Genomic DNA, 14,553 nt, shown 5'->3' with positions numbered 1-14,553 from the left:
GCTTTATACAATTATTCTTAACTACTATTAATGAGAATAATTAAGCAGAGTAAATAAATAGATGGCTCAACCATAAAAGCATGCTTGCTATTAAATAAGCGATATCAGTTATTTACCATTAAATTATCAAAAAATCGATACATTTGAGCAATACCTTAGCATGAATCTCATAGAATGTAATACTAGTATGCAACACTGAGCAGTGCATAAATAAAGCTGAAAAATAGAGTATATCTATGATGCAAAAGTAACAAAGCCATCATGCATCTACCGTTTGATGAGATAATGGTTGTTTTGGTGAAGGGTGGTCTTTATCGACGTCGCGTTTTTAGAATCTTCTTTTTTAAAATACTCTGACGATAGATTTTTCTTAACCGTCATTGAGGTAGGATTAATTGCTTTTTTTTGTTAAAGAAACGTCGATAGATAAGCAAGGCGCTTATCGTGCAGCCGAGGGTGCTGCTTACACAGATCAAGAACATGGTTATTATCTGATAGCGGACTGCTTGAGTGGGATCTGCGCCAGCCAGTATTTGACCCGTCATCATGCCGGGTAAGCTGACAATACCAACGACTAGCATAGAATTTAGTGTAGGGGTCATGCCATTAACGATGGCGGTACGTATAGGCTCGTGTACCGCCTCAAACGGTCTGGCAGCTAGGCTTAGCATCATTTCAATACGGCCTTGCTGCTCATGAAAGGTTTCAATCAGCTGGTTGCTCGTCAAGGAGATGGCAGTCAAAGAGTTACCTAGTATCAGACCCAATATAGGAATAATAAATTGCGGCGTATACCAAGGCTGCACTTTTAAAATCATGACGATTGCTATCGCTGTGACCAATACAGCTGAAGCACTGACTGCGAGAAGGGTGTCAGTCAATAAGCCTTTATAAGTGCGTTTGACTCGGTTTTTGGCAGCACTCCCTGCAATCAGCGTCATAATGGTTAAAATCAATAGCACTTCGTACCACTGTTCACGTGCAAAAATCCATGCCAGTATCAAACCGATAAAACTCAGTTGGACGACTGTACGAATAGCAGCGATCAACAGTGTCTTAGTCAGTTGCAAGCGCAATTTCCAAGAGACGATAAGGACGATGACGATTAGGCTGCTGGCGAGGGCAATATCACCGTAAGTTAAAAATACTTGCATATCATCCATACCACTCATAAGTGCTCATTATAATCGTGACTGTCAGGTAGGGTTTAACGAGACTGTGTTAAGGATTTTATTATGTTTGGTATTAAGACAATTCGGTTAATACGCCTGCTTGCATATGCCAATGGTTATCAGCTAATGGCATGATGTCTTGTGTATCATGAGTCACCCATAATAATGTGCGCGGCGTATCTGCTCGCAACCAATTAATAAGCAACTGTACCAATTGGGCTGAGGTTTCACCGTCTAAAGCAGCGGTAGGTTCATCCAATAGTAATACGCGCGGCCTCAGCTGTAAAAGACGTAAAGTATTGACCAACTGCCGCTCACCACCAGATAGGTGAGTGGCCGCTTGATGTAAAAAGTCAGCACCACGCTCTAAATGAGCAAGCTGTGCAATATGCCACTCCCTATCGAAACGACGCTGCTGATGCGCTTGCAAACGATATGGCATTTGTAAATTGTCTAGCACACTGCCTTCTAGCAATTGTGGATGCTGTGCGAGTAGAGCGACTTGGGTGCGCCATTGTATGGGTGCAGTATTATGAATACTATGATAAGTATCATGATAGGTACGACTATTTGGCTCGCCAGCACTTTGCAAACAGACATCGCCACTGCTCATGGGTAATAAACCCGCCAGCACACGTAATAATAACGACTTACCACTGCCAGATGCACCCGTCAAAACCGTGATTTGTCCGGATAACAATTTGCCATTGATACCTTTTATTAATGCGTTTTTAGAGAGAGATAAATCGTTGTCTTTAATGTCATCTTTCTTTATTCTTTTGAGCCATTTATGGGCCGTGCTAGATAAAAGCGGTGTAGTAGTAGAAGGTAAGTTTTGACTTGGGTTTATGATAGAACGGTTACTGTGCACCCAGATATTTTTGAACTCTAGCATAACGTTCTTCTTATGAGTGCCAATGTATGATTGATCCTAAATACAAGCCGTATAATCCTGATAATGTTACGACTCATCAGCGTTTTGGGTGATTACCTGCTGGATTGCGTTGCGTAGTGCTTGAGGAACACGAATAGGTCGCATGGGTGCGGTATTAGTATCGGGCTTATTATCAGATACCCGTTCTGATGTGACTTGGTTTTTCACGCAGGCAATAACAATTTTGGCATTACTTAACAATGTCTGATTGAATAAATGATTATTCGCTTTGGTGTTATCATCAGAATCGCTAGAGCTGCTATCTGGTGTACGACGATGAATACTTTGATAAAATATAATGCTGGCAGGCTTTAGCTCGACTTTATCGATGCGCACATTGATGACTTCATCCAACAAAATGGCTCTTTTGTATTGCAAGTCTGCCTGACTCACGACAAAATGCTGTACGTCACCATCATCATCTTTGAGAAAATAACCGTTTAACCCAAGCTGCCCAAACCAGTCGCGACGGCAGTTTTCGAAGAATACCAAATGGTTGGCATGATAAACTATGCCACCGGCGTCAGTATGATTAATATAAACGTTATAATCAGTCGCAAACAGTGGCGTAGGCTTTTGATCAGATTTTGCCTTATTAGACTTTGCTTTAGTAGAGATAGTTACTGCGTTTGTATTTTTACTCATGGCTGTTGTCATAGTGATACTCAATAAAAAACGATGTATGTGATCATAAGCGTTACTCTATCTTAAGATACAAAAGCACGCAACACATAGGACGGACTGACGTCTGTTATCATCGTTTTTTATCAGCACCATATTTTCATCAATTAGTTTAATCAATCAGTATAGGATGGTTTATGTCCCGCTTTGTCAGTTTTAATATCAATGGTATTCGCGCCCGTCAGCATCAGCTTGAGGCCATACGAGAGGTCATCGATCCTGATGTCATGGGTCTACAAGAAACCAAAGTTCATGATGAGCAGTTCCCACTCACAGATATAGAAAGTTTGGGCTATCACGTAGAGTACTTTGGCCAAAAAGCACATTACGGTGTGGCACTATTGTCTAAGGTTGCACCTATATTTGTCCAAAAAGGCTTTCCTAGTGAAGACGTGGAGGCGCAAAAGCGTTTTATTCATGCGCGCTACGAGTTTGAAGGTCGCGAAATCGATGTGCTTAATGGGTATTTTCCACAAGGGGAAAGTCAAGATCATCCGACCAAATTTCCGATGAAGCGGGCGTATTATGCGGACTTAATGGCTTATATCGATACCTTAAAAGCAGAAGGGCGCTCGCTCGTTGTGATGGGCGATATGAATATCGCTCCAGAAGATATCGATATTGGCATTGGTGAAGTCAATGCTAAGCGTTGGCTAAAAAATAGAAAGACGTCATTTTTGCCAGAAGAGCGCGAATGGTATAGTGATTTAATGGGACGTGAGTTGACCGATACTTACCGTTTGCACTATCCAGAGAGTACAGAGTTGTTTAGCTGGTTTGATTATCGCAGTCGCGGCTTCAATGATGATCCTAAGCGGGGCTTACGTATCGATCATATTTTGTGTACCTCTGACTTGGTTGAGGCGTGTGTCGATGCAGGGATCAGTTATGAGCTGCGTGCCATGGAAAAACCCTCTGACCATGCACCCATTTGGTCGGCATTTGATTTAAGTAAATTGTAAGATTCAGATAGTATTTATAGTCGATGCACTTTAAAAAGAATACAGTACTGCTGGGATGAATTTTTCGATGCCTCTGGCATGCAAAGCGCACAGCAAGCGAGGAATATTTATACCAGCAGAGCGCTATTTTTGCTGACGCTCTTTTATCTTGAAATGATTGTATTAAATGATGTTCTATAAAAATGCTAAAAAATAAGGATTTATCTATGGCTGTCGGAAATATTGCAGTACCCAACACTATTTACCCTATCGAAGGTATCAAACTAAGTGCGACTGCGGCAGGCGTACGCTACAAAGATCGCGATGATTTGGTGGTGATTGAGATAGTGGAGACGGCCACCACTGCGGTGGTAACGACCAAAAATACCTTTTGTGCCGCGCCTGTACGCGTACTGCGTGAGCATTTTGTCAAGGCCAGTCCACGCTATTTAGTTACCAATACGGGCAATGCCAATGCAGGTACGGGCGCTGATGGTAAGCGCCGTGCTGTCGAGATCTGTAACGCTTTGGCAGATAAAACAGGCGTAGATGTCAATAGCATATTGCCGTTTTCTACTGGCGTCATTGGTGAGCCATTAAACAGTGACGCGGTGATTGCGGGTTTAGATGCGGCGTTAGCGAACCTTGCTGCTGACAATTGGCTGGCAGCGGCTAATGGTATTCGTACCACTGATACCGTTCCCAAGCTTGCCAGCCAAAAAATCGATGTGGACAATAGCAGCTATCATATTACGGGTATGTCAAAAGGCTCAGGTATGATACGCCCAAATATGGCGACCATGCTGGGCTATGTGGCAACGGATGCCAATATCGCTGCTGATTTATTACAAGAGATGCTTATTGCTATCAATGAGCAGTCTTTTAACCGTATCACTGTCGATGGGGATACATCGACCAATGATTGCTGCGTGTTAATAGCGACAGGTGCGGCCAGCTCAGATATTATCGACAGCCCATCTCATCCGCATTATCAGCCAGTCTTTACGGCTTTAACGGCAGTCTTTGTCCGTTTGGCGCAATTGATTGTACGTGATGGAGAAGGTGCCACCAAGTTTATGACAGTGAAAGTCACGGGCGGTAAGACGACGCAAGAATGCTGCGATGTGGCCTATGCAGTCGCGCAGTCGCCTTTAGTGAAGACAGCGTTTTTTGCCAGTGATGCCAATTGGGGTCGTATCTTAGCGGCAGTAGGCTACGCTGGTATCGAGGATCTCGACACAGAACAAGTCGATGTGTATTTGGATGAAGTGATGATTTGCCATAATGGTGGCGTTGCCCCAGATTATACGGAAGAGGCAGGCAAAACGGTCATGAGTCGTGCTGAGATTACCATTCATATCGATCTTGCCCGTGGGGACGCCAGCGACACGGTTTATACCTGTGACTTATCCTATGACTACGTCAAGATTAATGCCGATTACCGCAGTTAAGTATTTTTGGCTCTCATAATTGTTCGAGATGTATTCATTTATAGCAAAAAGCCAGAGCATATATCGTTCTGGCTTTTTGCTATTTAGCCTTCAGTGATTATCAATTTAGTCTCGCATTCAATACGTTTTATTAACATCAGTTGCAAAATCTGACGTTACTTTACAAAGCAGTCATAGAGAAGCAGGAGGTAGACGACCTATACTAGTTCCAGTAAACAATAGACGACATTGTAGATATCCTAATGAATGTCTTAAGTTTAAAGCTATTCAGAACTTTGACCTCATCTCGTGCTAATGAATGAGTTACAAGTTTTGTATTGGTGGTAATATCACGACAGTTGCCAAATATGCCTTGAATATTCATTAACTATTGCAGGTCGTTTACAACAATAAATTTAAGCAAGCACTACACAATGAATACCAATTAACTGAGGATTGAATAATGAAAAAATTAGCACTTGCAGCATTAATGACGACTTTCGCCTTGTCAGGTTGTTCTACGATGGGTATGGATAACGAGCGTACGATGGTCGTTGAAGGGCAGACCATGAACGTTAAAGTGGTTAACATTCCAAGCTTTGAAGTAGAGATTGCCCCACGCAAGGCGGTTTGTGATCTTACAGCAACGGATGGCACCAAAGTCGAATCACAGTGCCTACAGTATCGTCAGACGTATCAAAAAAACTATAATACCTTAAATGGTAATATCCAAGGCTTTACTTATGAGCCAAACTACCGCTATGTGCTTGATGTACGTCAAGAAGCAGTAACGGCTGAGGGTTCTAACATGGTACAACCAATTTGGATTCTAAATGAAGTGATTTCAAAAACGGCTGAATAATGTCAGTTTTATAGGCTTATATTTATAAGTTGCTCATAATTGCCTAACAGTAGTCACCTAAAAATAATCGCATAAAAAAGGCCTCTAATTCGTTAGAGGCCTTTTTGCTTTAGCTACTTTGAACAACGAAGCCAATCCATTAAATCAACACTGACTATAATTGACACTAACGCCGTGAGTCGCCGTTGGAATACGATTGTCAGCATAGACGGCAAGACCACCACGAGCCGTTTCTTTGTATTTGTCGGACATGTCTGCACCGGTTTGTTTCATGGTCTCTATCGCTTTGTCTAAAGAAACAAAATGCTGACCATTGCCTCGGCAGGCGAGACGCGCGGCATTAATGGCTTTTACCGCGCCCATGGCGTTACGTTCGATACAAGGCACTTGTACCAACCCACCAATAGGGTCACAGGTAAGCCCTAAATTGTGCTCGATACCAATTTCAGCTGCATTCAAACATTTGGCGGGAGTGCCATTCATGATTTCTGCTAATGCAGAGCCTGCCATAGCGCAAGCAGAACCGACCTCACCTTGACAGCCAACTTCAGCACCAGAGATTGAGGCATTTTGTTTGATGAGGCTACCAATTGCGGTGGCATTTAATAAAAATTTACGCACGCCGTCTTGGCTATAATGGGGTAAAAAGTCACGATAATAATGCAATACTGCCGGAATGATACCCGCAGCACCATTGGTCGGGGCTGTAACCACTTTTCCGCCATTGGCATTTTCTTCATTGACGGCGAGCGCGTATAAATCAACCCAATCCATGGCTGCTAATTTATCAGTTTGTGATATTGGCTGATCTTTTTCAGCCGAAAGCTGTTGGTGCAAATCTTGCGCACGGCGTTTGACATCTAGGCCACCAGGCAAAATTCCGCCATTTTCACAGCCTTGTTTGACACAGTCCTGCATCACATCCCAAATACTATCTAAGTAAGCAAACACCTCTTCTTTATCATGAAAATGGCATTCATTGGCCAAAACCAAATCACTGATACTCAGTTCATGCTGATGACATTGCTCAAGCAGCTCTGCCGCATTATTGAATGGATAAGGAACCTTATCAATGGTTGGGCTGGCATGATCTTCGTCTGGATCAGTGGCATCTTCTTCATTAATCACAAAGCCGCCACCAATTGAGTAGTAGGTTTGCTGATAACGAGTATCGTCTGTCAATATGGCTCGAAGCGTCAATGCATTAGGGTGATAGGGAAGAACGGTATCATCATACCAATGAATATCTCGCTCTGTGTCAAATTCAATCACATGAGTGCCTGAGATATTGAGCTGTTTATCCGCAAAAATAGGAGACAGATAGTCGCTGGTCAATCGCGTATCGATGGTGCTTGGCGTGTGTCCTAGCAATCCTAGTAATATGGCGGTGTCTGTTGCGTGCCCTTTGCCTGTCGCTGCCAAAGAGCCATAAAGCTCAATTTCTACTCTGTCAACAGCCGTCAATGCTGACTGTTTGGTTAATGACGCTAAAAATAAATTGGCAGCCACCATCGGTCCTACCGTATGCGAGCTTGATGGGCCAATGCCAATTTTAAATAAATCAAAAACACTAATCATAATAAGCTACCGAAAATTTTAAGCGCTCTAGCATGTTATCTGAACTGCTCTAGGCGCTATGACTGAGAATATAATAGACAGCCATTACTCATGATGCCAAAAAACGGGCATATAAAGCATGATTGTCCAAAGTATTAAGGTAAAGGTGTACAAACGGTGACTGAATAATAACTTTTATTTATTTTGAAACTCCGCTATCATGCTCAAAGCCAGTGACTATGTAACATCCTGTAAGTTTGTTGTCACTATATATCACGTCAAAGCATAGATAGCCATCACTGTTTTTAGTAAAACATATCTGTTTCAATACAGCCAGCAAAACCTAAGCATCATACCAAATAACACTTTCGGTTTGCCACATTACAACATAAATGAATGAATTGAAACGACATATTATAAATGGGGAAAATTAGAGTGGCTATTTATAAAAATCTCTCGTCATACATTCCTATTCACTGACTTCCTGCTTGAATCAATTTTTTATTTTATTCGTTATTTTAGCTCAGCTCACATAGGACAAGCGCGCATGCCAGCTCAAAACGATCACTCCTCACATTCAGAAAACAGCGCCAACAATCAGCCAGCTCAAAACACTTTAGAGACGGCAGGGGTTCATTCGGCAGCTATCAATTATCCGCACAATCCAGACTTTGAAAATGGTCACTGGTTTCCGACATGGCGACCATATAAGGGTGACTTAGATCGTGATCCGGTCGGTATCAACGAATATTTACCACCATCAAAAAGTATATTATTGGGTGTGCAGCATACATTTGCAATGTTTGGTGCTACCGTGCTTGCGCCGTTATTGATGGGATTTGACCCTAACTTGGCCATCTTAATGTCAGGTATTTGTACCGTGATGTTCTTTATGATCACTGGTGGGCGTATGCCTAGTTATTTGGGTTCAAGCTTTGCTTTTATTGGCCCAGTCATCGCTGTGACAGCCTATGCAGGTGCAGGATTCAACGATAATTTAAATGTCGCATTAGGTGGCATTATGGCTTGTGGCATTATCTATGCATTGATTGGCCTGCTAGTGATGAAGACTGGCACGGGCTGGATAGAGCGATTAATGCCGCCCATCGTGACTGGTGCTATCGTCATGATTATCGGTCTGAATTTAGCGCCTGTGACCATCCAAGGGGTGTCTGCCAATCAGTTCGATGCTTGGATGGCGACATTGACAGTACTACTTATCAGTGGTGTGGCAGTTTTTACACGCGGTATGCTACGTCGTCTACTATTACTGGTGGGCTTGGTACTATCATACATTGCCTATTTTGTGATGACAAATATTATGGGCTTTGGGTCAGCCATTGATTTTAGTAGTGTGGCAGCGGCGTCATGGTTTGGCTTGCCAAGTATTCACACTCCAACTTTTGAGATGAGCGCGATTGTCTTAATTGCACCTGTGGCCTTTATTTTGGTTGCTGAAAACTTAGGGCATTTTAAGGCGGTCGAAGGCATGACCAAGGCACGTGTGACCCCTTATATGGGGCGAGCATTTTTTGCTGATGGTTTGGCGACGACTTTTTCAGCAGGTTTCGGCGGTACGGGTGTCACCACTTATGCCGAAAATATTGGCGTGATGGCCGTTACCAAGGTCTATAGTACAACGATCTTTGTGGTTGCTGGTTTGGTTGCTATCTTATTGGGTCTATCACCAAAATTTGGTGCGATCATTCAAACGATACCAGCGGCACTATTGGGCGGCGCCTCTATCGTAGTATTCGGTCTCATCACTGTGGCTGGGATAAAAATCTGGATAGACAGCCATATCGATTTTAGCAAAAACAGCAATTTAATTATCGCTGCTGTAACCGTTATCATGGGTACGGGTAACTTTAGCTTGCACTTAGGTGGTTTTGATTTGGGCGGTATCGGTACGGCTACTTTGGCAGCTATCGTACTAAATGCCTTATTTAATCAAGGCGCTGAGGCAAAGGCGGCCAAAAATTCATTGGTTAAATAATCAAGTTCGATTGAGTTTTTACATCTTAAAAAGCGCCCATTCTATCACTGTGTAGAAAGGGCGCTTTTTATTAGCCAACTGTAGTTAGGTCAACATAAAAAGTCAGCGAGACTGGTATAAATTTTTTGTAGCCTCTGGCAGCAACGGCACAATAAGCAAGAAAAATTTGTACCCGTCTTGCCCTATAAGGTTGTGTATCTATCTTATGCAGTATTGACCATATATCAAGCTTACTTGTATTTGCGTTTATAGAATCGTGCAAAAAACCGATAACGGCGTAGGGCACGAGGTTTAGGCTTTAATGAACCCAAATAAATGGCAAACATAGTGAGTAGCGCGCCGCTCCATTGTAAAGTATCAATTGGTTTGTCCAGCCAGCTATAGTCAATGATCAACGCGGCAATGGGTTCTGTCAACAGTAACAATCCAGTCAACGCCAAAGACAGCTTAGGTATAGAGTAGGCGATTAGACCCCATGCCAAGCACTGCATCACTGTGCCATAAACCAGTATCCAGCCAATCTCAGACCACGTATTAGGTAAAATATTGCCCATATCAAACACGAGCATCGGAATAATCATCGCCAAAACTCCGCCAATACTAATCAGCTGCATCAGCATAAATATCGGCGTCGGTTCTGTATCATGCGTTTTACGAATAAAAGTCATGGATGCGGCCAGCATCGCACCCGATATAATCCCAGTGACAAAGCCCCACGTAGCAGCAGTATTGTGAGCAAACTCAGGACTGCCAATCATTGCCACACCAAACATGGCCAAAAACAAACTGATGAGCTGCAAAATAGATTGGCGTTCATTAAAATATAAAAAGCCAATCGCCGCTAAAAAGAAAATCTGGAGGCTATTTAGCAAGGTTGAAATACCAGGGCCGACAGCATAAATACTCTCATGCCAAAGCGCCAAATCTAAACCTAAAAACGCGCCTGACAATAAGCTATAAAAGATCGCGCGTCTTGAGCGGGGTAAACGCTGCCCCATGAATCTGGCTAAGACAGCAAAGACGATACCTGAAATAGCCAATCGCCAAAATGACATTGCCCATCCACCGACATCAACGTGAGCGACAATCAAGCTACCTAAACCGAATATGACACAACCAATGACTAAGCCAATAGGTGCAGAGCGTGAAGAAGCGATAGCCATAAATGACCCTTATAGCAGTATTATTTTTTATTTGATTATAGTCAATTCAACATAAACGACATACGTTTTGAATCGTACTTTGCTGTGATAAATTTTCCTCGCTTGCTGTGTGCTTTGCACGCCAGAGGCTTCGGAAAATTCATCTCAGCAGCACTGTATTTTTTTAAACTGAACTGGCTATATATTAACGTTGATGCTAGCACAGGCCATATTGTCAAGGTTTTAAGACTAAAAAGAAATGGCTATGCCACAATTTATTCTCATTATTATTCACGAATTATGGCATGCCTACATAGTTGCGTTACACTCTTACAGGAATGATATTGGCGGCGATAAACCTGTCTGCTACTCTAGCGACTTATAATGGTCAACTCATATACATCATTATATTCTTAGATTAAAAATCTCAATGTGACTGGCTTAGGTTTACTTATGTTTCGACGCTCATTATCAAAACGACAACGATTCTTAATGGGTGAATTATCACCGACAGTGCCTCGATACGGTTTGGCTATTGGCATGTTATTTGGTGCATGGTTTGTGATGCCAACGGCACAAGCCGCCAGCTGTAAAATTCCCAAAAGTTATTATAAAAATGTGGCTTGTACGGCAAACAGCAGCTATTTTTTGGCAACGAAAGATTTTGGCGCGCCCGTGGCTTTGATCAACAGTAAAGGCAAAATCGTTGTTGATTTATTACGCTATCAAAAAGTCGATGTCAGCAAGTTATCAGGTGGTTTGCTCCCTGTGCAACGCTATAGCAAAGTCGGTTATCTCAACATGCAAGGTCAAGAAACCGTCCCTACGATGTATGACACACTAACCGGAAGTCAGGGCTGGGCGCGTCCAGTATCTAACGGGCGTATCGTAGTAAAAAAAGACGGTAACTACGGAGTGATTAGCCCCTCCAATCAAACCATCGTGCCATTCTCATCTACGATCAGTGACATCGATAATTATCAAAATGGCGTCACACGTGTTCGTAAAAATAACGCGATCAGCTGGCTGGATACAAACGGTAAAACGACAAATGATCCAAACAGTAAGAACAATGACAAAACCGTAGCACAGTCTGCTGCTAATGACAGCGCCAACGCATCAGACTCTTCAAGACAAACAGCATCAAGACAAACAGCGCCCAGTCGTTTTACAACGTTATCACCACGTCAGCAAGATGGTAAATGGGGGTTTGTTGATGACAACAATGTGACCATGATTACCTATTCTTTTGACGAAGTGAGCGCATTTTCTGAAGGGCTGGCGGGCGTACGTATTGGTACAGACTGGGGTTTTGTCAATCTTGGCGGTGAGCTTGTGATTCCTTTTCGTTTTTCTAATAGCGGTGTGTCAGCTGATGGTGATTATCAAGGCAAGTCAGCGTTTGTATTTACAGATGGTAAGGCTTGGATCGGTAATTTACAAAATGGGGATAAGATGTGTATCGATAAAGAAGGCGCTGGTGTTGGTTGTGATTGAACCTATTATTTAAATCTAGCATTTAAGACAAAAATTGATATTTAACATAAGAAAAAAATGTAAACCCTATCGCAGGGTTTACATTTTTTTATTGCCAGTCAGCCAAGTAATGAGAGTGGCAAAATTACTGGTCTGATAAATGATTGCGAATCAAGTCGACCATATAAGGTTGATAGTACTCAGGAATATCATGGGCCATGCCTTCGATTAAGTGAAACGTCGCATTCGGAATGGTCTTGGCAACCACACGCCCTTGAGAGGCAGGCAATAGTCCATCTGCGCTACCGTGCAGCACGATAGTGGGGGCTTTTACTTGTTTGCTAAACCGGCTAATAGAACCTGATGCCAAAATAGCATTGAGCTGTTGTACAGTACCAAGTGGGTGAAAGTTGCGCTGATAACGAAGTTTGGCAATCTCACGCACCATGCGTACGTTTACATGCCCTGGTGTACCAACCGTCTTCATAAACCAGACGCTATGCCGCACAATATCGCGTTCAGAATGGCTTTCTGGACGATTGATCAGTGTGTACAACTGCTTAGGCTTTGGCGGTCTTAAAAACGCACGGTTGGTTGTGGTAAACATCAGTGCCATGCGCTGCACAAGGCTGGGATAACGGGCTGCTACAATTTGTGTAATCATCCCGCCCATAGAGGCACCAAGCAGATGTGTTTTACCAAGGTTAAGGGCTTTGATCAAACGCGCGGTGTCTTCTGCCATATCGGTCAGATTATAAGCGACGGGCGCGCCTTTATTTGAGAGTCCAGTCTGTAAACGCATCATCATTTTGAGTTGGCTGATGCGCGGCAGACCATCAATCTGAACCTTAGAGGACAAACCAATATCGCGATTGTCGAAGCGAATCACAAAAAACCCTGCATCAATAAGGCGTTTAACAAAATTATTTGGCCAAAACACCATTTGCGAGCCAAGCCCCATTACCATCAGCAAGGGTGGATGATTGGGATTACCGCCAGCCTCAACACAAAGCTCAATACCATCACCAATATCGATCATGGCTTGGTAGAGGTGTTCACTAAGGTCAGAGTCACACCATTGATGTTCACCGAATTTTTGCCACTCAGGTGTTGGATAATGACTGGAGTCGGATGCTGGAGAGTTACTTGAGTTTGCAGCCAAGCTCTCAGACAGTTCGGAGTCATTGATGTCAGTTGATTTTGTCATGAAGTGTCCTAATTAGAGGGTCGGCTACTAAATTTCAAGCATTTCAAAATCAAGCTTGCCGACACCGCACTCTGGACAAGTCCAATCATCAGGAATGTCTTCCCACTTGGTGCCAGGAGCGATGCCTTCTTCAGGACAGCCGAGCTCTTCGTCATATATCCAGCCACAGACGATACATTCATAACGTTTCATAAATAATCCTATCGATCATTACCAGTGTTGCAGTAAGGGGTTAACGCCTATATTTAGAGTCACAGTCCGTATATTCGACTGCAAAAGCGCACGTAGTTTAGCATATAACCATGATTTTCATAGTTAAGTTTACACTTGTATATTGAGATTGATTGGCTTTTATCAAGGTCAGTCTAGGCTGCATTTTGCAATGAGTAACGCCATTCTTATCTCGCAAAACACAACATTTCTGTTAGCTATGATATAATTGCCAACGCAAAATCCATAGTGACATTCATGAATCTTTATCATCATCGTGACTCACGACCGTTATGTTATTATCTATACACTGTTATCTAAGCCATATAAACTAAGGGTTATTATGAGCAGCAATGCCACCATATCCGCTAACAACGCCGCCGAACCGTCTCATATACTCAATACAGATCATCGGTTTTGGCAAATTATTCGTACAGTACCAGACTTCCCAAAAGTCGGCATTGATTTTTATGATATTACTCCGTTACTGCGCAGTCATATTAATGAGGTGATTGATGCATTGCTTGCTGCATTGCCAGACGGGTTGATGGATGAGGTAGACTGCCTAGGAGCTGTAGAAGCGCGCGGGTTTGTATTTGCCAGTTTGCTGGCAGGTCGATTGGGTAAGGGCATGATTTTGCTGCGTAAGCCCGGTAAGCTGCCCCCACCTGTCGCTAATAAATCCTATGCATTAGAGTATGGTAAAGACACGCTTGAGATGCAAAACAATTTACCACCTGAGCGCGTATTGTTGGTTGATGATATTTTGGCTACTGGCGGTACATTGACAACTGCTTACGAGCTTTGCCAATCAGCAAGTCATACCGTGGTCGGTGTTTTGGTACTGCTGGATTTGGTCGATTTGCATGGCGAGTTTCCGGTACCAGTTTATACGGTATTAAAGGCTTAACACCTGTTTTAGGCCAGTTCTATAACATAAAAAAG

Annotated in this window: 13 protein-coding genes; 6 read left to right on the top strand and 7 right to left on the bottom strand. The window is 42.9% G+C overall.

Annotated features, from left to right (window positions below; genetic code table 11):
* Nucleotides 1-377 precede the first annotated feature (377 nt).
* The 3 genes from M917_RS09670 to M917_RS09660 all read right to left on the bottom strand — a co-directional run bounded on the left by M917_RS09670 (nt 378) and on the right by M917_RS09660 (nt 2,751).
* On the bottom strand, nt 378-1,172 hold the full coding sequence (locus tag M917_RS09670) for an ABC transporter permease (RefSeq protein WP_021814641.1): 795 nt from the start codon (nt 1,170-1,172) through the stop codon (nt 378-380).
* A 73-nt stretch (nt 1,173-1,245) separates the two neighbouring features.
* Nucleotides 1,246-2,067 (bottom strand): ABC transporter ATP-binding protein, encoded by an 822-nt coding sequence (locus tag M917_RS09665; protein ID WP_051354268.1) that lies wholly within the window; start codon nt 2,065-2,067, stop codon nt 1,246-1,248.
* 66 nt (nt 2,068-2,133) lie between these two features.
* Complete coding sequence (locus M917_RS09660; RefSeq protein WP_227500832.1) at nt 2,134-2,751, bottom strand: acyl-CoA thioesterase; 618 nt, start codon at nt 2,749-2,751, stop codon at nt 2,134-2,136.
* Nucleotides 2,752-2,924: 173 nt separating this feature from the next.
* Between M917_RS09660 and xthA the strand changes: the two genes are divergently transcribed.
* From xthA to M917_RS09645, 3 genes are all read left to right on the top strand, one after another.
* Nucleotides 2,925-3,749, top strand: a complete 825-nt coding sequence (gene xthA, locus M917_RS09655) for an exodeoxyribonuclease III (protein ID WP_021814637.1) — start codon at nt 2,925-2,927, stop codon at nt 3,747-3,749.
* A gap of 206 nt (nt 3,750-3,955) precedes the next feature.
* Entirely contained in the window at nt 3,956-5,179 is a 1,224-nt protein-coding gene (gene argJ, locus M917_RS09650; RefSeq protein WP_021814636.1) for a bifunctional glutamate N-acetyltransferase/amino-acid acetyltransferase ArgJ, read from the top strand.
* Between the two features lie 442 nt (nt 5,180-5,621).
* Complete coding sequence (locus M917_RS09645; protein WP_021814635.1) at nt 5,622-6,020, top strand: DUF4377 domain-containing protein; 399 nt, start codon at nt 5,622-5,624, stop codon at nt 6,018-6,020.
* Nucleotides 6,021-6,164: 144 nt separating this feature from the next.
* On the opposite strand, the gene M917_RS09640 is transcribed toward M917_RS09645, so the two are convergent.
* Entirely contained in the window at nt 6,165-7,598 is a 1,434-nt protein-coding gene (locus tag M917_RS09640) for an L-serine ammonia-lyase (protein ID WP_021814634.1), read from the bottom strand.
* A gap of 526 nt (nt 7,599-8,124) precedes the next feature.
* On the opposite strand from M917_RS09640, the gene M917_RS09635 reads away from it, so the two are divergent.
* Nucleotides 8,125-9,573 (top strand): solute carrier family 23 protein, encoded by a 1,449-nt coding sequence (locus tag M917_RS09635; RefSeq protein ID WP_021814633.1) that lies wholly within the window; start codon nt 8,125-8,127, stop codon nt 9,571-9,573.
* Between the two features lie 230 nt (nt 9,574-9,803).
* Here the strand turns inward: M917_RS09635 and M917_RS09630 are convergent, their stop codons facing one another.
* Nucleotides 9,804-10,736 (bottom strand): DMT family transporter, encoded by a 933-nt coding sequence (locus tag M917_RS09630; RefSeq protein ID WP_021814632.1) that lies wholly within the window; start codon nt 10,734-10,736, stop codon nt 9,804-9,806.
* 471 nt (nt 10,737-11,207) lie between these two features.
* On the opposite strand from M917_RS09630, the gene M917_RS09625 reads away from it, so the two are divergent.
* Nucleotides 11,208-12,212 (top strand): WG repeat-containing protein, encoded by a 1,005-nt coding sequence (locus M917_RS09625; RefSeq protein ID WP_021814631.1) that lies wholly within the window; start codon nt 11,208-11,210, stop codon nt 12,210-12,212.
* 124 nt (nt 12,213-12,336) lie between these two features.
* On the opposite strand, the gene M917_RS09620 is transcribed toward M917_RS09625, so the two are convergent.
* Nucleotides 12,337-13,398: an alpha/beta fold hydrolase gene (locus M917_RS09620; RefSeq protein WP_021814630.1), complete on the bottom strand. Its 1,062-nt coding sequence runs from the start codon at nt 13,396-13,398 to the stop codon at nt 12,337-12,339.
* Between the two features lie 27 nt (nt 13,399-13,425).
* Nucleotides 13,426-13,590: a rubredoxin gene (locus tag M917_RS09615; protein WP_021814629.1), complete on the bottom strand. Its 165-nt coding sequence runs from the start codon at nt 13,588-13,590 to the stop codon at nt 13,426-13,428.
* A gap of 361 nt (nt 13,591-13,951) precedes the next feature.
* Here M917_RS09615 and M917_RS09610 point away from each other — a divergent pair, with 361 nt between their 5' ends.
* On the top strand, nt 13,952-14,518 hold the full coding sequence (locus M917_RS09610; protein ID WP_021814628.1) for an adenine phosphoribosyltransferase: 567 nt from the start codon (nt 13,952-13,954) through the stop codon (nt 14,516-14,518).
* Nucleotides 14,519-14,553 lie beyond the last annotated feature (35 nt).

The organism is Psychrobacter aquaticus CMS 56 (assembly GCF_000471625.1).
Classification (GTDB): Bacteria; Pseudomonadota; Gammaproteobacteria; order Pseudomonadales; family Moraxellaceae; genus Psychrobacter; species Psychrobacter aquaticus.
Note: the sequence above shows the minus strand (reverse complement) of the source record. Positions and strands in the feature narration are given on the sequence as shown.